The 23,620-nt window shown below is 69.3% G+C and carries 14 protein-coding genes; 7 read left to right on the forward strand and 7 right to left on the reverse strand.

What is annotated here, in order from left to right; genetic code table 11:
* Window positions 1-30: 30 nt before the first annotated feature.
* Both rsmG and K5L01_RS08745 read right to left on the reverse strand, forming a co-directional pair.
* A complete protein-coding gene (gene rsmG / locus K5L01_RS08740) occupies window positions 31-672 on the reverse strand; it encodes a 16S rRNA (guanine(527)-N(7))-methyltransferase RsmG (protein WP_250063935.1) in 642 nt (213 codons plus the stop codon).
* Window positions 673-814: 142 nt separating this feature from the next.
* A complete protein-coding gene (locus K5L01_RS08745) occupies window positions 815-1,402 on the reverse strand; it encodes a 4'-phosphopantetheinyl transferase family protein (RefSeq protein ID WP_250064155.1) in 588 nt (195 codons plus the stop codon).
* A gap of 96 nt (window positions 1,403-1,498) precedes the next feature.
* Between K5L01_RS08745 and K5L01_RS08750 the strand changes: the two genes are divergently transcribed.
* Window positions 1,499-1,753, forward strand: a complete 255-nt coding sequence (locus K5L01_RS08750) for a GlsB/YeaQ/YmgE family stress response membrane protein (protein WP_250063937.1) — start codon at window positions 1,499-1,501, stop codon at window positions 1,751-1,753.
* A gap of 81 nt (window positions 1,754-1,834) precedes the next feature.
* Here the strand turns inward: K5L01_RS08750 and xth are convergent, their stop codons facing one another.
* The 5 genes from xth to K5L01_RS08775 all read right to left on the reverse strand — a co-directional run bounded on the left by xth (window position 1,835) and on the right by K5L01_RS08775 (window position 14,168).
* Window positions 1,835-2,602 (reverse strand): exodeoxyribonuclease III, encoded by a 768-nt coding sequence (gene xth, locus K5L01_RS08755; protein ID WP_250063939.1) that lies wholly within the window; start codon window positions 2,600-2,602, stop codon window positions 1,835-1,837.
* Between the two features lie 300 nt (window positions 2,603-2,902).
* Entirely contained in the window at window positions 2,903-4,096 is a 1,194-nt protein-coding gene (locus K5L01_RS08760; protein WP_250063941.1) for a beta-barrel domain-containing protein, read from the reverse strand.
* Window positions 4,089-6,245 (reverse strand): type I secretion system permease/ATPase, encoded by a 2,157-nt coding sequence (locus K5L01_RS08765; RefSeq protein WP_250064156.1) that lies wholly within the window; start codon window positions 6,243-6,245, stop codon window positions 4,089-4,091. Before K5L01_RS08765 ends, K5L01_RS08760 begins: the two co-directional genes overlap by 8 nt.
* Complete coding sequence (locus K5L01_RS08770) at window positions 6,232-7,419, reverse strand: TolC family protein (RefSeq protein ID WP_250063943.1); 1,188 nt, start codon at window positions 7,417-7,419, stop codon at window positions 6,232-6,234. The genes K5L01_RS08765 and K5L01_RS08770 overlap by 14 nt, the downstream gene beginning before the upstream one ends.
* A 95-nt stretch (window positions 7,420-7,514) precedes the next feature.
* Window positions 7,515-14,168: an Ig-like domain-containing protein gene (locus K5L01_RS08775; RefSeq protein ID WP_425603869.1), complete on the reverse strand. Its 6,654-nt coding sequence runs from the start codon at window positions 14,166-14,168 to the stop codon at window positions 7,515-7,517.
* Window positions 14,169-14,462: 294 nt separating this feature from the next.
* On the opposite strand from K5L01_RS08775, the gene K5L01_RS08785 reads away from it, so the two are divergent.
* From K5L01_RS08785 to K5L01_RS08810, 6 genes are all read left to right on the forward strand, one after another.
* Window positions 14,463-15,329 carry an HpcH/HpaI aldolase/citrate lyase family protein gene (locus K5L01_RS08785; protein ID WP_250063949.1) on the forward strand — a complete coding sequence of 289 codons (867 nt, stop codon included), beginning with the start codon at window positions 14,463-14,465 and terminating at the stop codon, window positions 15,327-15,329.
* Window positions 15,330-15,353: 24 nt separating this feature from the next.
* Window positions 15,354-17,774 carry a sodium:solute symporter gene (locus K5L01_RS08790; RefSeq protein WP_250063950.1) on the forward strand — a complete coding sequence of 807 codons (2,421 nt, stop codon included), beginning with the start codon at window positions 15,354-15,356 and terminating at the stop codon, window positions 17,772-17,774.
* A gap of 94 nt (window positions 17,775-17,868) precedes the next feature.
* A complete protein-coding gene (locus K5L01_RS08795) occupies window positions 17,869-18,750 on the forward strand; it encodes a LysR family transcriptional regulator (protein ID WP_250063952.1) in 882 nt (293 codons plus the stop codon).
* 247 nt (window positions 18,751-18,997) lie between these two features.
* A complete protein-coding gene (locus K5L01_RS08800) occupies window positions 18,998-21,151 on the forward strand; it encodes a TonB-dependent receptor (RefSeq protein WP_250063954.1) in 2,154 nt (717 codons plus the stop codon).
* A gap of 238 nt (window positions 21,152-21,389) precedes the next feature.
* Window positions 21,390-22,664, forward strand: a complete 1,275-nt coding sequence (locus tag K5L01_RS08805) for a serine hydrolase domain-containing protein (protein ID WP_250063956.1) — start codon at window positions 21,390-21,392, stop codon at window positions 22,662-22,664.
* Window positions 22,661-23,602 carry a ribokinase gene (locus K5L01_RS08810; RefSeq protein WP_250063959.1) on the forward strand — a complete coding sequence of 314 codons (942 nt, stop codon included), beginning with the start codon at window positions 22,661-22,663 and terminating at the stop codon, window positions 23,600-23,602. The genes K5L01_RS08805 and K5L01_RS08810 overlap by 4 nt, the downstream gene beginning before the upstream one ends.
* Window positions 23,603-23,620 lie beyond the last annotated feature (18 nt).

Raw genomic sequence — 23,620 nt, forward strand, 5'->3', positions numbered from 1 at the left:
CCTTCCCGGCGCGTCCGGACGCACCGGCGCCTAGGCCCGGCGGCCGCACACCACCAGGTGGCGCTCGCCCACCAGCCCCGGCACCTGCAGCGGGCGCACGTCCAGTGCCTGCCAGTCCCCCGGCAGCGCCGCGATCTCCTCGTGCGGGTGCACGCCCTTCATCGCCAGCAGCTGGCCGCCGGGGCGCAGCAGGTGGCCGCCGACCGCGACGATGCCGGCCAGGGTGTCCATGGCGCGGGCGGTCAGGTTGTCGTAGGCGGCCGGCTCGTCCAGCGCCTCGGCGCGGGACTCGGCCACCCGGGCGTTGCCCAGGCCCAGCTGGCGCACGGCCTCGCGCAGGAAGCGCGCCTTCTTGCCGTTGCTCTCCACCAGCGTCACCTGCAGCCGCGGGCGGGCGATTGCCAACGGGATGCCCGGCAGCCCCGGACCGGTGCCGAGGTCGGCCAGGGTGCCCGACTCGATATGCGGCACCATCGCCAGCGAATCCAGCAGGTGGCGGGTCACCATCTCGCGCGGATCGCGGATCGCGGTGAGGTTGTAGGTGCGGTTCCAGCGCACCAGCAGGGCCAGGTAGGCCAGCAGCGGCGGCGCCAGGGCGGCGTCCAGGCCCATGGCCTGCAGCCCGTTCCGCAGGTCGGCGGCGACCTCGGGCGGGAGGGAGGTGTCGTTCATGGGGGGATTATCGCAGGCCGCCGCGCCGGCAAGGGCCGGCCACCCCGGACCGCACCCGCCGTCCGTGGCCCCGCCGGACGCGGCCCGGGTGCCTGCGGGGATCGGCAGGCGCCGTCGCGGACAGCGCAGCGGCGGTCCGCCCTCAGAGCGGATACCACGCCAGCGCCGCGCGGAAATCGGCCGACGCCTGCCATTCGTGCAGGTGCCAGCGGCCCGCGTCGCCCAGCCCCGGATCGCACCAGGCCAGGTACAGGGCGCCGTCCTCGCCCGGGGCGAAGCGCAGCCTGTGCAGGCCGAAGGACAAGCCGTGGCCGTGCGCCTTGAGCAGCGCTTCCTTGGCGCACCAGACCCGGAAGAACCAGTGCTCGCATTCGGCCGCCGCCAGCCCCTGCAGCCAGGCGATCTCCGCGGGATGGAAGAAGCGCCCGATCACCTCGCGCATCTGCCGCCGCGGACGCTGGCGCTCCAGGTCCACGCCCAGCCGCACGCCTTCGCCCAGGGCCACCAGCAGGTGCCCGCCGCTGTGGCTCCAGCCGGTACCGTAGTCCGCCAGCGCCCCGATCAGCCACGGCCGGCCGCGCTCGTCGCGGGTCAGCGGCAGCCGCTCCGGGGCGGTGTCCAAGGCGTCCGCCAGCAGTACCCGCGCCTGCGGCTCGCCGCGGGTGCCGGGCTGGTGCGGCAGCTGCCACACCCGCACCGGGCCGAAGCGCCAGGCCGGCTCCGCGGCCATCAGCCCCGGCCCCCGGTCCACGGCCGCTTCACGCCCGATCGTCTTGACTGCGGGGGCCGCGCCAATCCGGGGGCGGCAACAGAAGGAGGCACGGACATGGGCATCATCGTCTGGTTGATCGTGGGCGGCATCGTCGGCTGGCTGGCCAGCCTCATCATGCGCCGCGACGCACAGCAGGGCATCATCCTGAACATCGTGGTCGGCATCGTCGGCGCGATGATCGCCGGCTTCCTGTTCAGCGGCGGCAGCATCAACGGCGCGATCACCCTGCGCTCGTTCCTGCTCTCGCTGCTGGGCGCGGTGATCCTGTTGGCGATCGTCAACCTGTTCACCCGCAACCGCGTGCGCTGACCGCCGCGGACGCCGGCCCACCCGGGCCGGTGGCGGCCGTCCGCCCCGCGGACAGGCGCCGCCGGCCCGTCACGCCGCCGCTCACCCCAGCTGCACCCACGCCGGCGCATGGTCGCTGGGCCGCTCCCAGGTGCGCGGCTCGCGGTCGATGCCCGCGGCCACCACCCGCGGCCGCAGCGCTTCGGACACCAGGGTCAGGTCGATGCGCAGGCCCAGGTCGCGGCGGAAGCCGGCGGCCCGGTAGTCCCACCAGCTGAACACCCCGGCCTCGTCGCTGTGCAGCCGGAAGCCGTCGTGCAGGCCCAGCCGCAGCAGTCCCTCCAGCGCCCCGCGCTCGGCGCTGGAGGTGAGGATGTGGTCCTCGTTCCAGACCGCCGGGTCGTGCACGTCGCGCGCGTCCGGGGCGATGTTGAAATCGCCCATCACCACCAGCTCCGGGTACCGGCCCAGCTCCTCCTCCACCCAGGCATGCACCGCCTCGAGCCAGCGCAGCTTGTAGGCGTACTTGTCGGTGCCCACGTCCTGGCCGTTGACCACGTACAGGTTGATGATCCGCACGCCGCCGACGGTGCCGGCGATGGCCCGCATCTGGGCATCCTCGAAACCGGGGATGCCGATCCGCACGTCCTCGATGGGGCTGCGCGACAGCAGCGCGACGCCGTTGTAGGTCTTCTGCCCGGCGAACACGCTGCGGTAGCCCAGCTCCAGCAGCCGGGTGTCGGGGAACTTGTGGTCCTCCAGCTTGGTTTCCTGCAGGCCGACCACGTCGGGGGCGAAACCGGCCAGCCACTGTTCCAGGTGCGGCAGGCGGACATTGAGCGAATTGACGTTCCAGGAAGCGATACGCATACATCATCCAGTCTTCTGCTTTCTTCCACTACCTTCATGCCCGGCGCCATACGCCCGCGATCACGGTGCGGTGCGCCGGGACGCGATGGATCCTCTCCGACGCCTTCGGCCGGCGGAGCCCAGCCCGGCACGAACACCGTCCAAAGGGGACGGCTTGAGCAACATGATGCTGTTGGCTTCCCCCACAATGAAGACCCGTCGATGATCGTGAACAACACGCGGACCAACGGCACAGTGGGTTGGACCGGCTATGCAGGATGCCCCTGCATCACGCCATAAGACAACCCTGACCGGCCTGACCTAGTTCAGCCGTGCCTTGATCAGGGGACGCAACAGGTAGTTCAGCACGCTGCGCTTGCCGGTCAGAATATCCACATCGGCCACCATGCCGGGGATGATCGGCAGCGTCTGGCCGTGCCGGCTCAGCTGGCTGCCATCGGTGCGGATCAATACTTGGTAGAACGACTCCTTGCCGCGTGGCGTCTGTTCCTCGATGGTGTCGGCACTGATCTGTTCGACCGTCCCATGGAGTTCGCCATAGATCGTGTAGTCGTATGCGGTGATCTTGACCTTGGCCGGCATGCCGGGCACCAGGAAGGCCACATCCCGTGGCTTGATCCGGGCCTCCACCAACAAGCGCTCTTCCACGGGAATGACCTCCATGATCGGCTCCCCCGGCGGGATGACACCACCGCGGGTATTGATCAGCACCGTGTTCACGCGGCCGCGGACGGGGGAAAGGATCTCCGTACGCCGCAGCTGGTCCTGCCGTTGATCTACGATGGGCTCGATGGCCGCCAGTTGCGCCTTGAGCTTGGAACGTTCGGTGTAGGCGTCCTGGAAATAGGTATTGCGCAGTTCGCCGAGTTTGCCGGTAAGCGTTGCAATCTCCTGGCTGAGCTTCAGTTCCTCCATCTGGCTCACCGCATTGCGCGCGACCAGCGGCCGCACAATCGCCAACTGCTCCCGGGCGATGGCCAGTTGCTGGCTGATGGCTGCGCTGCTCTGCTCCAGCGTGGCACGCCGTGACCGGTACAGGCCCTGCTCCGAGCGCGTCAACGCACTATCGGTGGCGATGTCCGCGGGAAAGTGGATGGCGCCTGTACCAAGAACCTCCGCGTCCAGCCGGGCAATGGCGGCACGCAGCACCTGCGACTGGTTGGCAGACTCTTCGTAGTTGGTCCGGAAATGGGTGGCCTCAAGCCTGACCAGGGGCTGCCCCACTTCCACCAGGTCACCCTCCTTGACCAGCAGTTGATCGAGGATGCCGCCCTCCAGGCTCTGGATCTTCTGCATGCGGCTGAAGGGCACAACCCTGCCTTCGCCCCGCGTGACCTGGTCCAACTGCGCAAAGGCAGCCCAACCGATGGCGATGGCCACCGTCGTCAGCAACACCCACAGCAATGGCCGGTAGACCGGGTGCGTGGTGGCAAGCAGCGGGTCTGAAAGACCACGCCTCAAGCGTTGCGCCAGCTTGCGCTTGTGCTCAGCCATGACGCATCTCCGCGGCCTTGCCGCCAGCCTGCACCTGATTGCCCTGCACCACCTGGTCCAGCTCGCCGTCCATGATGATCCGCCCGTTACGCATCACCACCGCGCGATGCGCCAATGCCAGCATGCTGCGTTTGTGCGTGGTGAGTACCAGTGTGCGCTGCCCCAGCCAGCGCTGAAGGAACTCCACCACATGGGTTTCGCTGTGTTGGTCGAAGGCTGCGGTGGGTTCGTCCAGCAATACGATGGGAGGGTCCTGCAGGATCACCCGCGCCAGCCCGATGGCTTGTCGCTGTCCGCCGGACAGGCTGCCATTTCCCAGCACCCGCTGGTCCAGCCCCTGCGGATTGCCGCGCACGAAGGCGCCCATTCCCACCGCGTCCAGCGCCTCGAGCAATTCATCATCGTCCCACGTCGCCCCTTCCAGGTTGAGGTTGTCACGCAGGCTTCCATGGAACAGGGCGACATCCTGCGGCAGGTAACCGATGTTGCGGGCGCGGTCGGCCGGATCAATCTGCGAAAGCGCAACGTCATCCAACAACAGCGTTCCCTGCTGCGGGGCAACCCAGCCGGACAGCAGCCGCAGCAGGCTCGATTTGCCGGCACCGTTGCCCCCCAACAACGCCACCCGCTGCCCCGGTGCGATGGTCAACGCCTGCACGTCCACCACATCGGGGCCATCGGCGAAGGCCATGCGCACATCCTGCAACTGATAACCACCCTGCAGACGCGGCTTGTACACGAACCGGCTGCCTTCCGGGCGCTCCTGCGCGGAGCCCACCAACTGATCCAGGCCCTCCATCGCCACCTTGGTGTGCTGCCAGCGGCCAAGCACCGCAGCCACCTGCGCCAGTGGTGCGATGGCGCGGGAGGAAAGGATGGATGCAGCCACCAGTGCGCCCACGGTCATGGCGCCGTCATTGATCCGGTACACACCGAACGCGACTACCCCGACGTAGCACAGTTGCTGCACCACGGCTGCGCCGTGGCTGAGGCTGGCAGTCAGCGTGCTGGACTTCAGCGAGGTGCTCGCCAGCTGTGCCGTCAGTGCTTCCCACTGTTTCAGGCTGCGGCCTTCGGCCCGCGTGGCCTTGACTGTTTCCAGGTGTTCAAAAGCCTCCAGCAGGACGCTGTTCTTCACCGCGCCCTCGCGCAGGTTCTGTCGCGACAAGGCGCCCAGGTGGCGTTGCGCCAGCAGCCCGGGGATCACCATCAGTACACAGCCGATGACCGGAACCCAGACCACATGGCCGCCAATCAACGCGATCAGCAGCAGGAACACGAACACGAACGGCAGGTCGCTGAGCAATGCTGCCGTGGAGGAAGTGAAGAAATCACGCACCCCCTCGAACTCCCGCACCTGGGTACTGAATGCCCCCATCGACGCGGGCTTGGCGGAAATGCGCATCCCCAGCACGCGCGAGAACAGCAGGCTGCCCAACTGCAGGTCCAGGCGCTTGCCCAGCACATGCAGCAACTGCCCGCGCAGGACGCGCAGCACTCCTTCGATCACCACCGCCAGGGCAACGCCGCTGGCCAACACCCACAAGGTATCGAACGCCGCCACCGGCACCACCCGGTCGTAGACCTGCATGGCAAAGAGAGCGCTGGCGATGGCCAGCAGGTTGGCCACGAATGAGGCCACCCCCACTTCCACATAGGAACGCCACAAGCGACGCAACGGCCCGTAGAACCAATGTTCGGGACGGCTGGCCGCAAAATCACCGGCGCGCGGATCGGCACGGAAGCGCGCCTTGGCAAACACCGCCGTGCCGCTGTAGAGCTCGGCCGCCATCTGCCGCGGCAACGACTGCGTGCCCCCGTCAGCCTGGGGCACCTCCACCTGCACGTCTGCCTTGTCGATACCTGTAAGCAGCAGTGTGTTGCCGTTGTTGAGCAGCAACAGCGCCGGCAGCAGGTAGGCGTCCATGTCATCCAGCCCGTACGGGACGACTCGCGCATTCAAATCAGCGCGGCGCAGCGCGCGCGGCACCCGCGACAGGGGCAGCCGGCCCTGCTCCAGGGCAATGCCCTCCACCAATTCTGCCGCACCCAGCGGCCTCCCGAGGCGGGCGCACAACAGCAGCAACCCTTCCTGCAGCGGATCAAGCGCACGCTCGTGCGCACCTGCCGTTGTTTCAGTGCGTGGCATCGGCACGGGGGGGACCTCCAAGCAGCACTCCAAGCTGCCCAACCTGGGCTGCGGCGCGGTAATCAATACGGATGCGTTCCATGCGCAACGTGGCCAGTTGACGTTCGGCTTCCATCCGCTCGCGCTCCACGCTGAGCAGGTCAATGATGTCGCGACGCCCCACCTGGAACTGATCGCGATAAAGGCTGCCCACACGGCTGGACTCTGCCACCTGCTGGTCCAGCGCCTGCTCACGCAGTGCCAGCACCTGTGCACTGTCTGCCAGCGTGCGCATCTTGCGCGCCAGGTCACGGCGTGTTGCTTCAGTGGACCATTGCGCGGCGTCCAGGCGTTGCCGCGCGGCAAGCGGACGACGGAAACTGCTCAGGCCATGGGTGATGTCCATGCGCAGCCGCAGGGAGACACTGGCGTCATTTTCCATATGCCCGCCGATCTGCCGACGCAGTGCCGAAGCCTCCACGTTGAGCTGCGGCCGAAGCACAGCCCGCGCCTCGGCCAATTCGGCTTGGGCAGCGGCGGCCGCTTCATCCGCCTGCCGCAGCAGCGGTGCTGCTTCAATCGCCGCCGCCAGCCCCGCATGCTGCCAGGGCCATTCCGTGTCAGGCAGCACGGGCATCTGCAACTGCCCCGGGTCTTGCCCGAGCAGCAACCTCAGTTGGCTATCGGCGTCCTGCAACGCCCCCTCTTCCATAGCCAACTGCTCACGTCCGCGTGCCAGTTCCAGCTGTGCGCGGTCCCGCTCCGTGCGATCGGCATAGCCGCTGTCACTGCGGTTGCCGGCCATGGTCCGCACGTTCTCCATGCGGCGCAGGAAGTCACGTACAACGGCAACCCGCTCGCGCGCCAGCATCACATCGAAATAGGTTTCGATGATGTCCAGGGCTGCGTCGTCACGTGCAACCTCCAGCGCACTGAGGTAGCGCCGCTGCGTGGCATTGGCCGCTTCCACCTGGCTGCGCGTGCGCCCCCAGTCGAACAGCATCTGCGACAACGTGGCGTCGTAGGCGACCTCAGACATGCGGCCGGCCTGCGGTCCACCTGAAAGTTGCAGTGCAGGGAAATACCCGTCTTTTGCAATATCCACCTGCGTCCCGGCACGTTCGGCATCGGCCAGCGCCGCCCGCACCTGCGGGTGGATCGCCAGCCCCGATTTCACCGCCTGTTCCAGCGGCATCGCCTGTGCGCACAATGGCAGGCAAACCCCGAGGAACCAAGCGGCTCCTCGGGCAGGGCCATGACGCGGCCGGACATACTGCCTGTCACGACGCATCACACCACGACCTGCACCGTGTTGTCCTCGATCAGCAGCGTGGTGCTGCCGAAGGTATAGACGTCGTAGGTAGTGCCATTGATCAACTGCGTGCTGCCGGTATTCACCGCGCCCACGACATTCAGGATGTCGTTGTTCTCGCCGGTGATCTGCAACGTGTTGTTGGCATCGGTTATGGCATCCACCTCCGCTGCGGTCAGGGTCAGCACGCTCCCTGAATCGCCCTTGCCGAGGTCGATGCGCTCAAGGTTGCTGAGGGTACCGACGCCGACGGCGCTGTAGTCCAGGTCGATACCGTTGGCCAGGAGGAGCGTATCGAATCCCGCACCACCATCGATACTTACAAAATCGATCGCAGTGATCTGGATGGTGTCGTTGCCGCTGCCGGCCACCACATGATCGCCGGTGCCCACGTTCAAGATCAGGTCGCTGCCGTCGCCGCCATTGATGTACTCCGAACTGCCGTGGGCACCGGACAGCACGTCGTCGCCGTAAGTTCCATTGACGTTGATCTGGCCGATGTTGAGCGCCAGACCGCTGGGGACCAGAGTGATCCCGTAGGCGGCACTATCGTTGCCGCTGGAGTCGGTGGATACCAGGCTGAACGAGATCTGCGAGCCCAGGTTGAGGATGTCAGTCCTGTTCACCCCCAACTGGCCTAGGGTGGTCGGGCTCAGCAGGTCCAGCGAGAAGGTGCCCGACGAGTCCGTCTGGATCGGCAGCAGTTCGGTGTTCAGCGTCGGAGTGATGACCCGGATCACCACGCTGGAACCGGGCTCGGTGGTGCCACTGAAATGGAAGCGCGGGTTCAGCGGGTTGAGGCTGACGTCCAGACCGAAGTTGCCGATGGTCACCGGCTGCTCGATGCTGCTGCCGACGCCGATGCTCGCCACGTTTCCGGGGTTGCCGGCCGGGTCGTGACCGACCACCGCCACCTGTGCATGGAGAAGCTGGTCCCAGCTGAAGTCGATGTCAAGGCCGGTTAGCAGGTTCAGCGAGGTCAGCCCGCTGTTGTCGGCGGTCACCGCAGCGGTGGCCTCGATCCCGCCGACGTCGACGGTGACCATCAGTTCCGTGCCAGGCTCCGCCGAGATGGTCAGGAGGCTGCCGACCAGGGACAGCACCGGGGTCGCCGGCGGAATGGTGTCGATGGTGAACGGCACCGGGGTCGACGCGGTGCCGCCGTCGATGTCGGCGGTGACGGTCGAGGCGCCCTCCGGGAACGGGCCCATGCCGCCAGGAGGCGTCAGGGTCAGGGTCAGGTTGCCGGCGGCGATGTCGCCGGCGGTGAGGGTATGGCTGACCTCGGCCTCGTAGCCGTTCTGCCCGGCGAACTTGACCGTGACCACCTGGCCGACCTGCATGGTCGGACGGACCGTCACATCGACCTGGATGCCGTCGCCGATCTCCGCGGCGTTGATCCAGGTATCGGCGGCTTCCGGCACGCTGATGGTCGGCGGCGCCAGGTCCGGCGCGTTGATGGTGGCCGGCCCGCTGACGTTGCCGGCGGCGTCCACGGCAACCCCGGCGATCAGGTCTCCGGTGATCAGCGGCGGCGCGAACGGCAGGCCGAAGTTGCCGGCGCCGTCGACGGTGACCGTGATCGGGTTGGCGGTGTCGCCGTTGACCACGATACGCACCTGGCTGTTCGGCTCGGCGGTGCCGGTCAGCAGCGCGCCGTCGGCGCTGATGCTCAGCAGAGGAGCGGATGGCGCCACCGTGTCCACCGTGGTGCTGGCTGGACCGCTGGCGTTGCCTGCGGCGTCCTCGGCGACGGCATTGATCACCGTACCGTTTGGCAGCGGTGTCCCCGGGGTGAACGTCCAGTGGCCACTGCCGTCGGCGGTGGTCTCGCTGATCGGGTTGCCGTTGCCGTCGGTGAGGATCACTTTGGCGCCGACCTCGGCGGTGCCGGTGATCACGCTGCCGTTGCTGGCATTGATCACCGGCGTGGCCGGCGCCACCGTATCCACCGTGGTGCTGGCCGGACCGCTGGTATTGCCGGCCGGGTCCTGGGCCACGGCATTGACCACCGTGCCGTTGGCCAGCGGCGTGCTCGGTGTGAAGGTCCAGTTGCCGCTACCGTCGGCGAGGGTCTGGCCGATCGGGTTGCCATTGCCATCGGTGAGGATCACCCGGGCGCCGGGTTCGGCGGTGCCGCTGAGTTCCACACCGTTGCTCGGGTCGATCACCGGGGTGGCCGGAGCGACCGAATCCACTGTGGTACTGGTCGTACCGCTGGTGTTGCCGGCGGCGTCCCGAGCCATCGCCTTCACCACTGTGCCGTTGGCCAGCGGCGTACCGGGCGTGAAGGACCAGTTGCCGCTGCCGTCGGCTGTGACCTGGGCTATCGGGTTGCCGTTGCCGTCGGTGAGGATCACCGTCGCCCCGGCCTCGGCCGTCCCGCTGATGACCGTGCCGTTGCTCGGATCGAGTACCGGGACGGCCGGCGCCACTGTGTCGACGGTGGCACTGGTGGGACCACTGGTATTGCCGGCCGCGTCGCGGGCCACCGCATTGACCACTGTACCGTTGGCCAGCGGTGTCCCAGGGGTGAACGCCCAGTGGCCGTTGCCGTCGGCGGTGACCTGCCCTATCGGGTTGCCGTTGCCGTCGGTGAGGATCACCGTCGCCCCGGCTTCCGCCGTACCACCGACGACGACTCCGTTGCTCGGATCGATCACCGGCGCCGGCGGGGCGATGGCATCGACGGTGACGCTGGCCGGACCGCTGATGTTGCCGGCCGCATCCAGGGCGACGGCGTTGATCACCGTACCGTTGGCCAGCGGGATGCCCGGGGTGAACGTCCAGTTGCCGCTGCCGGCGGCGGTGGCCTGGCCGATCGGGTTGCCGCCGCCATCGGTGAGGATCACCGTCGCGCCCGCTTCCGCGGTACCGCTTATCTCGGTGCCGTTGCTCGGATCGATCACCGGCGCCGCCGGGGCCACGCCATCCACCGTGATCACCGCCGGCGCACTGTCGACATTGCTTGGGCTGCGCGCCACCACGTTGACCACCGTGCCATCCGGCAGCGGGATGCCTGGAGTGAAGGACCAGTTGCCGCTGCCGTCGGCGGTGACCTGGCCAATCGGGTTGCCGTTGCCATCGGTGATGATGATGGTGTTGCCGGCGTCGGCCCCGCCACTGATCACCGAGCCGTTGCTTGGATCCACCCGCGGGATTGACGGCAGCGAGGAATCCACCGTCGTCGTGGCGGGAGGGCTGGTATTGCCGGCGGCATCGGTCGCGGTCACGTTGACCACGGTGCCGTTGGGCAGTTGCGAACCGGGCGTGAAACTCCAGTTGCCGCTGCCATCGGCGGTGGTCTGGCCGATCGGGTTGCCGTTGCCGTCGGTCAAGGTCACGGTGCTGCCCGGCTCGGCGGTACCGTTGAGCAGGTTGCCGTTGCTCGGATTGACCACAGGCGTGTTCGGCGCCACCGCGTCCACGGTAGTGCTGCCCTGCGGGCCGGTATTGCCCGCAGGGTCCTGGGCCACGGCGTTGACCACCGTGCCGTTGGCCAGCGGCGTGGCGGGCGTGAAGGTCCAGTTGCCGCTGCCGTCGGCGGTGGTTTCGCCGATCGGGTTGCCGTTGCCGTCGGTGAGGATCACCTTGGCCCCGGCCTCCGCGGTGCCGCTGATGGTCGTGCCGTTGCTCGGATCGATCACCGGCGCCGGCGGCGCCACCGCGTCCACCGTGGTGGCGGCCTGCGGGCCGGTATTGCCGGTCGGGTCGGTGGCCGTGGCGACGATCACCGTGCCGTTGGCCAGCGGCGTGCCCGGCGTGAAGCTCCAGTTGCCGCTGCCGTCGGCGGTGACCTGCCCTATCGGGTTGCCGCCGGCATCGGTGAGGGTCACGGTGGCACCGGCCTCGGCGGTACCGCTGATGACGACGCCGTTGCTCGGGTTGATCACCGGCGCCGGCGGCGCGCTGGAATCGACGGTCACCGTCGCCGGCGGGCTGCTGTTACCGGCGGCGTCCTCGGCCACCACGTTGACCACAGTACCGTTGGCGATCGGCGTGGACGGGGTGTAGGTCCAGTTGCCGCTGCCGTCGGCGGTGACCTCGGCGATCGGATTGCCGTTGCCGTCGGTGAGAATCACCGTGCTGCCCGGCTCGGCGGTGCCGCTGAGGCTGCTGCCATTGCTCAGGTTGACGGTCGGCGTGGCCGGCGCGATGGCGTCCACGGTGGTGCTGCCCTGGCCGCTGGTATTGCCGGCCGGGTCGGTAGCGGTGGCGTTGACCACGGTTCCATCCGCCAGCGGCGTGGACGGGGTGAAGCTCCAGTTGCCGCTGCCGTCGGCAGTGACCTGCCCGATGGGATTGCCGCTGCCATCGGTCAGGGTCACGGTGGCGCCCGGTTCGGCGGTGCCGCTGATCTCCGCGCCGTTGCTCGGATTGACCACCGGCGCGGCCGGCGCCACCGAGTCCACGGTGGTGCTGGCCGGAGCGCTGGTATTGCCGGTCGGGTCGCTGGCCGTGGCGTTGACCACGGTGCCGTTGGGCAACGGCGTGCCCGGTGTGAAGCTCCAGTTGCCGCTGCCGTCGGCGGTGACCTGGCCAATCGGGTTGCCGTTGCCGTCGGTCAGGGTCACGGTGGCGCCCGGCTCAGCGGTACCGCTGAGCGTGGTGCCGTTGCTCGGGTTGAGCACCGGAGCCGCCGGGGCCTGCGAGTCCACGGTGACGCTGGCGCCCGGGCTGCTATTGCCGGCGGCGTCCTGGGCCACCACGTTGACCACGGTGCCGTTGGCGATCGGCGTGGACGGGGTGTAGGTCCAGTTGCCGCTGCCGTCGGCGGTGACCTCGGCGATCGGATTGCCGTTGCCGTCGGTGAGGATCACCGTGCTACCCGGTTCCGCAGTGCCGCTGAGGCTGCTGCCGTTGCTCAGGTTGACGGTCGGCGTGGTCGGCGCGATGGCGTCCACGGTAGTACTGGCCGGGGCACTGGTATTACCGGCCGGGTCGGTCGCGGTGGCGGTGGCCACGGTGCCGTTGGCCAGCGGCGTGCCCGGTGTGAAGCTCCAGTTGCCGCTGCCGTCGGCGGTGGTCTCGCCGATCGGGTTGCCGTTGCCATCGGTGAGGCGCACCTTGGCCCCGGCCTCCGCGGTGCCGCTGAGGGTCGTGCCGTTGCTTGGATTGACCACCGGCACATCGGGCGCCATGGCATCGATCGTGACAACAGTGGGCGGGCCGGCGTTGCCATGCTCATCCACAGCAACGACAGTGACTTCCGCGCCATCGCTCAAAGGAACATCCGGCGTAATGTGCCAATGGCCGTCCTCGCCAACTCCTCCCCGGGCGATAGCTTGCCCGTTGGCATCAAAGGCGATGATGGACTGTCCGGGCGCCGCCGTGCCGGAGATGTGGCTCCCATTGCTGGGCTCAACGATTGGGGCATCGGGAAAGTCCGGTGCATTGACCGTGGTGACGGCGCTGCGGTTGCCTGCAGGATCAACCAGCACGACGTCCAAGGTTTCGCCTGCAGTCAAGGGCGGCTCAAGTGCAAGGGTGAATTCGCCATCGGCCCCCACAACGCCAAAGATGTCCGGCTCGCCATCACCGTCGAGATCCACGCTCACCGTCGCACCGGGCTCGCCGTTGCCGCTGATGCTGCTGCCGTCAACGGCCACTGCCACCGCACTTGCAGCTGCCGGCGGTGTGGTATCCGGCGCAACCACCTGTACGACACTGCTGGTATTGCCTGCTGGATCGATCAGGACGACGCTCAGGCTCTCACCATTGGTCAACGGTGGCGCCAATGCAATGGAGAACCTGCCCTGCGCATCGACCTTGCCGGTGACATCGGCACGCCCGTCACCATCGAGATCCACAGACACGATGGCGCCCGCCTCACCGGTTCCCGTCAGCAGCCTGCCATCCGGGCTGATCATCAATCCGTACGGCGCAGCCGGAGGCTCGGTATCCGCTACAGGCACGGGTGTGGGTACGCGTGCGCTGCCATCTGACGCCGCGGCCAGGCCCACACCAACCATGCCAACTCCGCCCAGCAGCATGGCCACGCCCATCCCATCGGCGGACGTCAGCAATTCAAAGCCGGCGGGACCCGCCGTCCCTCCACTGGTGGCAAACAGCGGGCCATCGCTGGCCATCGCCGGCATCTCCACCACCACCAGCATGTCATCACCATCTACCAGGAACAGGTGGCTGGGCGGCTGCCCCTCCATGTAGAAGTTGACGAGCCGGATCGTCTGCCCATCCTTCAGCTGCACCAGCAGGTCCGGGCCCTGCTTCACGTACCCGGCTATCTGGTCCATTGGGGCATCCAGTGCCACGTTGCTGCTCTGCCGCAACGTCAATCCACCATCACCCACAAGGCTAGCGGCGACGTCCGCCGTAATTTCCTGGTCGCCAGCGACGACTTTTGCGCGAATGATCATGAGGCTCTTGATCTCGGTAGTGGAGTACAGCCCAAGTCCCGACGACGGAACGCCTCCGGTCCGGCCTGCGTTGTACCATGGCACCGTAAGAGCCCATCGGCACAATTGGTGAAGCCTGCAGCTTGGCTGCGATGCAACACGAGCCGCTTTCATGCCTCCAGGCCGTTTCGGTCCACCGGCGGCGCAATCGCCCCACCGCCATAGCCCACCGGCGCATGGGGCAGTGAATACGATGCGACCGGCGGCTGGCCCCATGGCGACCAGCCCACCGTCGGCGGCCGCGAGTGCCGCATCGATACGGGCAGGCGTCCACCACCCATCCACCGGAAGCGGTGCACCCGGCCGGGCCGCCCGTGTCCACAGCTGCGCGGACGCGGCCGCCGATCCAGCGCGACGCACTCATCCGCGGCCACCGGCTCCACGACAGGGCGGCGCTTCAGACCGATTATGCGCTGCCACTACAAACAAACGCTATCGCATGAATGTCCGGGAACGCACTTTTTCAGGGGTCCTATTCGCGCAGACTGCCCCGCAGGATGAGGGGAAACCATGCGTAGCAAGCTGTTCGTACCCGGTGCCCGGCCGGAGCTGTTCGACAAGGCGATGGCCGGCCCGGCCGATGTCCTGTCGTTCGATCTGGAGGATTCGGTCCCGGAAGCCGGCAAGGCCGCCGCGCGCGCCGCGGTCGCCGCCTTCCTGGCGCGCGCCGACGTCGCTGCCAGCGGACGGCGCCTGATCGTACGCAGCAACGCCGCCGAGAGCCCGCACTTCGCCGCCGACCTGGCGGCACTGGCCCGGCCGTCGGTGTGGCTGCTCAACCTGCCCAAGGTCGAGTCCGCGGCACAGGTCCGTGAGGCCGCCGCCGCGCTGGAACGCGCCGAGGCCGGCAACGGCGTCACGCGCCCGATCGGCCTGCTGCTCAACATCGAGACCGCCCGCGGCCTGCGCCTGGCGGCCGGGCTGGCGGCCGCGCACCCGCGGGTGGCCGGCCTGCAGCTCGGGCTCGGCGACCTGTTCGCGCCCAACGGCATCGCCCGCACCGCCGACAACGTCCACGCCGCCCTGTTCGCGCTGCGCATGGCCGCCGCCGAAGCCGGCGTGTTCGCCTGCGACGGCGCGTTCCCGGACATCGGCGACGCGGACGGCTTCCGCGCCGAGGCGCGCATGGCGCAGGCGCTGGGCTTCATCGGCAAGAGCTGCATCCACCCCTGCCAGGTGACGCTGGCCAACGCCGTGTTCGACGTGCCCGAGTCCACGCTCGAGGACGCCCGCCGCATCGTCGCCGCCGCCGCGGCAGCCGACGCCCTGGGCCGCGGTGCGTTCCTGTTCGAAGGGCGCATGATCGACCTGCCCTTCCTGCGCCGCGCCGAGGCGCTGCTGGCCACGGTGGCCGGCAGCGCACGCACGGCCTCCTGACCCTCTTCCCGCCGAGCTTCCCCGATGCCGACATCCGCCACCGCGTCCACCCTCCCCCTGCCCCGACGCCTGCTGCGCGGCCTGCGCCTGTTCGCGGCGACGGCGCTGCTGGCGCTGGGCGGCACCGCCGCCGCGGAGAACCTGAGCACGGTGGCCTCCGGCACGCTGGCGCCGCTGCCGGCCGATGCCGTCCAGCCGCGCCTGCTGGCGGTCGATGGCCGCGACGTCGCGCTGTCCGCCGGGCGCGGCTGGCTGCTCGACGGCGACGGCGCGGCCTGGGAGCCGCTGGCCCTGGCGCCGGCCAGCGGCACCGATGACATCCGCATGGCCGTCAACGCCGGCGGCCAGGCCTGGCTGCTCCGCGGCGTCGCCGGCAACCGCAGCGACCGCCTGCAGGGCGCGCGGCTGCAGGGACGCACGCTGGCGCTGGGGCGCACGCTGGCGCTGCCGGCCGTGCTCGGCGACGCCCAGGCCGCGGCGCTGGGCGACGTGCTGTACGTGGCCGGCACCGACAAGGACGGCCGGACCCGGCTCTACCGGCACACCCTGAGCGTGGAGAGCAGCGGCTGGCAGGCCGTCGCGGCGTGGCCGGGCGACGGCACGCTGGTCGCCCTGCAGGGCCAGAAGGGCGGCCTGTATGCCGCGATCGGCAACGCCGCCGGCACCGCGCTGTGGCGCTGGACCGCCGACCAGGGCTGGCAGGAAGCGCCGGCGCCGGACGGCCACGTGCTGCCCGGTTCGCTGCGGGCACTCGGCCAGGCGCACCTGCTGATGCTGGTGCGCGGCGCCGACGGCACCCGCCTGCGCAGCTTCCATACCATCACCAGCGCCTGGGCCACGCTCGACGGCCCGACGCTGCAGAGCGAGCCGCTGGCGGTCGCCGCACGCGGCAACGGGCTGCTGTGGGCCGGCACCGACGGCAGCGTGCACCGGGCCGAACTGCAGGGCGGCAAGCACCTGCTGGGCTGGCTGGACTGGAGCGTCATCGCCCTCTACCTGATCGGCATGATCGGCATCGGCGTCTACTTCTACCTGAAGGACCAGACCGCCTCGGAATCCGACTTCTTCGTCGGCGGCCGCAGCATTCCCTTCTGGGCCGCCGGCATCAGCCTGTATGCCACCAACACCAGCTCGATCAGCTTCATCGCCATCCCGGCCAAGGCCTACGAGACCAACTGGCAGTACCTGACCAACAACCTGGTGGCGGTGCTGGGCCTGATGTTCGTGGCGGTGTGGATCGTGCCGCTGCTGCGGCGCCTGGACCTGATGAGCGTGTTCTCCTACCTGGAGACCCGCTTCCACCCGGCCATCCGCATGCTCGCCAGCGCGCTGGCCATCGCCATGCAGATCGGCAGCCGGCTGAGCGTGATCCTGTTCCTGCCGGCGCTGGCGATCGCCACCATCACCGGCATCGACGTGGTCTGGAGCGTCCTGATCATGGGCGTGTTCAGCATCATCTACACGGTGATGGGCGGCATGCGCGCGGTGGTCTGGACCGATTTCGTGCAGGTGTTCGTGAAGATGGGCGGGGCGATCTTCGCCATCGGCTTCATCGTCTGGACGCTGGGCGCCGATTTCGACGGCATCCGCGAAGCGGCGATGGCCGAGCACAAGACCAAGCTGCTGGACTTCAGCTTCGACCTGACCAAGGCCACCGTGTGGGGCTTCATCTTCCTGGTGGTGTTCGACGTGGTGCTGACCTTCCCCAAGGACCAGGTGCTGATGCAGCGCACGCTGGCGACCAAGTCGGACAAGGAGGCCGGCCGCTCGATCTGGATCTTCGCGGCGATCATGATCCCCGGCGGCTTCATCTTCTACAGCATCGGCACCGCGCTGTGGATGTACTACAAGCACAACCCGGGCCGGCTGGACCCGCTGCTGCCGATCGACGCCACCTTCCCGCTGTTCATCGCCGCCGAGCTGCCGCCGGGCGTGACCGGGCTGATCATCGCCGGCATCTTCGCCGCGGCCATGTCCACCCTGTCGAGCATCATCAACAGCGTGGCGACCCTGCTGTCGGTGGACTTCTACGACAAGCTGGCCAGGAACCCCACCGAGCGCGGCAGCGTGCGCTTCGCCGAGATCATGACCGTGGTCGTCGGGCTGGTCGGCATGGGCCTGGCGCTGGTGCTCTCGCGCTACGACATCCACTCGCTGTTCGACGTCTCGATCGAGCTGGCCGGGCTGCTCGGCGGCGGATTCGCCGGCGCCTACACCCTGGGCATGTTCACCCGCCGCGCCAACTCCCCCGGGGTGGCCATCGGCATCGGCGGCAGCATCGCGCTGACCCTGCTGGCCTGGTCGTTCGACCTGGTGCACCCGTACTTCTACCTGGGCATCTCGATCCTGCTGTGCATCGTGATCGGCTACCTGGCCAGCCTGTGCTTCCCGACCCCGGAGCGCTCGCTGAAGGGCCTGACGATCTACCGCCAGGACGCAACATGAACGGAAAGCGCGCGCCGGCGACGACCATGACGTTGGTTGGATGCCGGCGGCCATGCCGTCCTGTAGCGTTGCCCCGACCCCGGAGGCCCACGCAGTGGAAACCCAGTTCCTCAACACGTTCGTGACCGTCGTCGACCGCGGCTCGATGGCCGCGGCCGCGCGTTCGCTGCACATCACCCCGGCCGCCGTGGCCCAGCAGATCCGCACGCTCGAACGCGAGCTGGGGGTGCCGCTGATCGCCCGTGCCGGGCGCACCGTCAGCGTCACCGAGGAAGGCACCCGCATCCTGCAGCGCGCCCGCGACCTGCTGCGCGGCGTGGCCGACCTGCGCAGCGTGGCCAACGAGAGCGGCATGGCCGGCGAACTGCGCCTGGGCGCGTGCCCGACCGCGCTGGGCGGCCTGCTGCCGGACATCCTGGCGCGGATGGTGGCCAAGTTCCCCGAGATCAACGTCTTCATCAAGCCCGGCTATTCGGCCGACCTGTACGGTGCGGTGGAGTCCGGCGACCTGGATGCGGCGATGGTGCTGCAGGCACCGTTCGCGCTGCCCAAGACCTGCGACTGGCAGCTGCTGCGCGAAGAGCCGCTGGTGGTGCTGGCGCCGGCACGGCTGGCCGGGGCCGACCCGCACCAGCTGCTGCGCGAGCAGCCGCTGGTCCGCTACGACCGCCACGAATGGGGCGGGCGCCAGGCCGACGAGTACCTGCGCCGGGCCGGCATCGTCCCGCGCGAGCGCTTCGAGCTCAACGCCCTCAACGCCATCGCGGTGATGGTCGACCGCGGGCTCGGCGTGTCGCTGGTGCCGGACTGGGCACGGCCATGGCCGGAGGGGCTGGCGGTGGCCCGGTTGCCGCTGCCCGAACCCAGCGAGCCGCGCCGCATCGGCCTGGTATGGTCGCGCGCGTCGGTGCGCCTGCGCCAGGTCAACGCGCTGCTGGAGGAAAGCCGCGCGGAGCTGCTGCCGCGCCGCGGCTGAACACGCGCGCGGCGGGGTGCGGTGCCGGCACCCTCAACAAAAGCTAGGCAGTGAACATACGAATCCGCGCTTCTATCGTCATCAAGCCGCCCCTAGTCTTCGCCCATGACCGGCCAGGGCGTGGCCAGACCCCGTAGAGGGTCGGCCCACCCGCGCCGGCGCGACGGGCCCGCGCCCGGACCTGTTTCCCGGTGCTGACGACTCCCCGGTCTTCGACGCCGCAATCCACTCGGGGGGAGAGAAAACCATGAGCAAGCCCATCGATGCAGCCCGCGTCGGATCGACACGCGCCCGCCTGTCGCTGGCCATCGGCATCGCGCTGACCGCCACCAGCCTGGCCGCCACCGCGCAGGACAACGCCGACGCGGTCAACCTGGACAACGTGATCGTCACCGGCACCCGCGCGCCCAAGGCCGTGGACCGCATCCCCGGCGCCGTCAGCATCGTCAGCCTGCAGGAAGTGCAGAACTCGCTGAGCCTAACCGAGGACGCCACCGCGGTGCTCGCGCGCACCATCCCCGGCTACTCCGAGTCCACCCAGGCACTGACCAACTCCGGCGAGACCCTGCGCGGCCGCATCGCCCTGCGCCTGTTCGACGGCATTCCGCAGACCTCGCCGCTGCGCGAGACCAACCGCGCCGGCAGCTTCACCGACCTGGGCGTGATCGGCCGCATCGAGGTCGTCAACGGCCCGTCCGCGGCCGAAGGCGTCGGCGCCGCCGGCGGCATCATCAACTACATCTCCAAGACCCCCGAGGAAGGCAGCCACACCCGCGTCGATACCCGCTGGAGCACCCAGGGCCGCGACGACAGCGACGGCTGGAAGGTCGGCGTGACCTTCGGCCACAAGGAAGACGCCTACGACCTGCTGCTGGCGACCTCGTTCGTCGAGCGCGGCATGGCCTACGACGGCAACGGCCGCAAGATCGGCATGCGCGGTTCGGGCACCATCAACGACTCCGAGTCGAAGAACCTGTTCATCAAGCTGGGCACCAACTTCGGCGAAGCCGACATGCAGCGCCTGCAGGTGTCGGTGAGCCGTTTCAACCTGACCGGCAAGGGCAACTACACCGGCGTGATCGGCGACCGCGCCAACAACGTCACCTCGACCTCGATCCACGGCACCCCGCTGGGCGCCAAGACCGAGTTCAACGACTTCAACCAGGTGGCGCTGTCCTACAGCCACTCCGACTTCTTCGGCGGCACCCTGCTGGCCGACGCCTACCGCGCCGACCAGCACATGCGCTACCCGGCCGAGGACGGCGCCGACCGCCAGGACCCGCTGCTGGCCCCGCTCGGCACCCTGATCGACCAGTCCGAGGTCAACTCGGAAAAGAAGGGCGCACGCGCCTCCTGGACCCGCGGCGAGCTGTTCAACGTCGACGGCCTGGAACTGCGCGTGGGCGTGGACCACGTCAAGGACACCACCGACCAGCGCCTGGCGCTGACCAACCGCGTCTGGGTGCCGCCGATGGAGTACACCTCCACCGCGCCCTACACCCAGCTCAGCTGGGACGTCGGCAACCTCACCCTGAGCGGCGGCGTGCGCCGTGAAAGCGGCGAGCTGCACGTGGACAGCTACACCACCACCTACTACAACAACCGCGTGGACGTGCAGGGCGGCACCCTGAAGTACCGCGAGACCCTGCCCAACGCCGGCCTGGTGTACCGCTTCACCGACGGCCTGTCGGCGTACGCCTCCTACTCCGAAGGCTTCAGCCTGCCCAACGTCGGCATCCCGCTGCGCAACATCAACCAGCCCGGCTACAAGGTCGACGGCATCCTCGACCTGCAGCCGATCATCGTCGAGAACAAGGAGATCGGCTTCAACTGGCGCGGCGGCAACGCCTCGGCGAGTGCCTCGTACTACCGCAGCTACTCCGAACTCGGCGTGTCGCTGAGCACCGACCCGGTCACCGGCGACTTCGTCATGAACCGCGGCCCGGTGCGCATCAACGGCATCGAGCTGACCGGCAGCTACGACTTCAGCGACGACCTCAAGCTCAGCGCGCTGTACTCGCACATCGTCGGCAAGACCTGGTTCACAAAGAACGGTCCGCTGGACAAGCGCATGGGCGCCAACGACGTCAGCCCGGACAAGATCGGCCTGAACATGTTCTGGCGCTTCGCCGAGCAGGCCGACCTGAACCTGGGGACCACCACCCTGCTCTCGCGCACCATCAACCGCGGCCGCAGCGGCGCCGAGCACACCTCGGGGCGCACCCTGCTGGACCTGAGCGTGAACTACGACACCGGCCGCTTCGGCAAGCTGACCCTGGGCCTGGAGAACCTGCTCAACAAGCAGTACATCCTGACCACCTCCGAGGCCAGCAATGCCAACGACGACTGGATGGCCGGCCGCGGCCGGGTGATCTCGCTCTCCCACAGCATCGCGTTCTGACCGTCGTACCCGCTCCCGAGCGGCGTCCCGGCTACCGGGGCGCCGCTTTCTTTTGCCCGCGCGCCCGCCCCCGGACGCGCCATCACCCCAGCATTGCTGTGGCCTGAAGCAAGCAGGCTTCCCTTTGCGCCGTGGCGCCCGCCGTCTAGGCTGGTCCCCGGGATGCGCCGTCCAGCGACGCAGCGCATCGCGCCCCTTCCGAACGGACCGGCCCGCGCCGGCGACACCGGACACCCGCATGCACCGCACCGCCAACGCCATCGCCCCCCTGCCGCGCCGCATCGCGCGCTGGCTGCCGGCCGCACTGCTGGCGGTGCTCGCCGCCAACGCCGGTGCCGCCCCCGCCGGACCGGCGCGCTGGCAGCGGCTGGATGCCTTCCTGCAGCAGGCCACCGGAGCCGACGGCTATCCGGGCGCGGTGGCGCGGGTGGAGGTCGCCGGGCGCCCCGTGTTCCAGGGCCACTGGGGGCATGCCGACCCGGCGCGCAGCCGCCCGCTGCACGACGACGCCATCTTCCGCATCTACTCGATGACCAAGCCGGTCACGTCGGTCGCGGTGCTGATGCTGCTGGAGGAGGGCAGGCTGTCGCTGGACGACCCGCTGTCGCGCTTCCTTCCCGACTTCGCCGACCGCCGGCAGGTCGTCGGCGGCGACCTGGACCACCCGCGGCTGGTACCGTCGCCGCGCCCGCTCACCCTCCGCCACCTGCTCACGCACACCAGCGGCCTGGCCGCCGACAGCGACACCCACCCGCTCGCGTCCGCGCTGCTGGCGCGCGCGGACGTGGACAGCGCCACCTCGCTGGAGGACGTCGCCGCACGCCTGGCCACGGTGCCGCTGGCCGATGCGCCGGGCACCCACTTCCACTACGAAGGCGCCAACACCGAGCTGCTGGCGCGGGTGGTGGAGGTCGTCGCCGGGCAGCCGTTCGCACGCTTCCTGCAGCAGCGCGTCTTCGATCCGCTGGCGATGCACGACACCGGCTTCGAGGTGCCCATGGCCCAGCGCGGCCGCGTGGTCGCGCTGCCCACCGGCGATGCCGCGGGCCGCCTGCGGCTGGCCGACACCGCCAGCGCGCGCACCCCCGGCGTGCGCCTGAAGGGCTACGACAGCGGCGCCGGCGGCCTGTATTCCACCGCCGCCGACTACCTGGCGTTCGCGCGCATGCTGCTCAACGACGGCGAGGAGGGCGGCGTCCGGCTGCTCTCGCGCCGGACCGTCGAACTGATGATGGCCGACCAGCTCGGCGGCTTCGAACCGGCGATCGCCGGCGCCACCCGGGGCGAGGGCTTCGGCCTCGGCGGCTACGTCGTCACCGACCCGGCCGCACGCGGGCGGCTGGGCAGCGTCGGCCAGTTCGGCTGGTCCGGCGCGGCCTCCACCTATTTCACCATCGACCGCCGCGAGAAGCTGGTGGCGATCCTGCTGATGCAGTACCTGCCCGGCGACGGCGTCCGCCTGCCCTCCCCGGCCACCCCGTTCTACACCCTCGTCTACCAGGCCCTCCCATGACCTCCACTGTGCTTGTCGCCGGTTCGGCCAACCTCGACTTCGTGGTCCGCGCGGCGCATGTGCCGGCGCCCGGGGAAACCGTGCTCGGCCGGGACTTCCGCACCTTCCCGGGCGGCAAGGGCGCCAACCAGGCGGTGGCCTGCGCGCGCGCCGGCGGCGCCGCCACGCGCATGCTGCTGGCGCTGGGCGACGATGATTTCGCCCGCCCCATCGAGGCCTCGCTGCACGGGGCCGGCGTGCAGCTGCACACGGTGCGTGAGACCGGGCTGCCGACCGGCACCGCCTTCATCTGCCTGTCCGACGATGCCGAGAACGCGATCACCGTCGCGCCTGGCGCCAACACCGCGCTGGAGGCCGGGCACCTGCCCGCGCTGGACGGCGTGCAGTGGCTGCTGCTGCAGCTGGAAACCCCGCTGGACACGGTGCTCGCGCATGCGCGCGCGGCACACGCGGCCGGGGTCAGGGTGGCGCTCAACGCCGCGCCGGCGCAGCCGCTACCGGCCGCGCTGCTGGCACAGCTGGACCTGCTGATCGTCAACGAAGGCGAGCTGGACGTGGTCGCCGGGCAGCCGCCGGACCTGGCCACCGGCCTGGCGCGGCTGGACGTGCCCTGCGTGATCGTCACCCTCGGCGCGCGCGGCAGCCTGGCCCGCTGCGCGGGCCGCACGCTGCTGCAGCCGGCGTTTGCGGTCGCGCCGGTCGACACCACCGCCGCCGGCGACACGTTCTGCGGCACCCTGGTGGCGGCACTGGCGCGCGGCGACGGCCTGCAGCACGCCCTGCTCGCCGCCAGCGCCGCCTCCGCGCTGGCCTGCACCCGGCTCGGCGCGCAGTCCAGCATTCCCACCCATGCCGAGGTCGCCGCGCTGCTGGCCGACCCCGCCCGTGTTCCCGATGCCCACGCCCATGCCGCACTCGCGGCGTGGTGTGCGCTGTAACCCCTGTGTTCCCTGTTG

It is taken from the genome of Stenotrophomonas mori (assembly GCF_023556335.1).
In the GTDB taxonomy this organism is placed as follows: Bacteria; Pseudomonadota; Gammaproteobacteria; order Xanthomonadales; family Xanthomonadaceae; genus Stenotrophomonas; species Stenotrophomonas mori.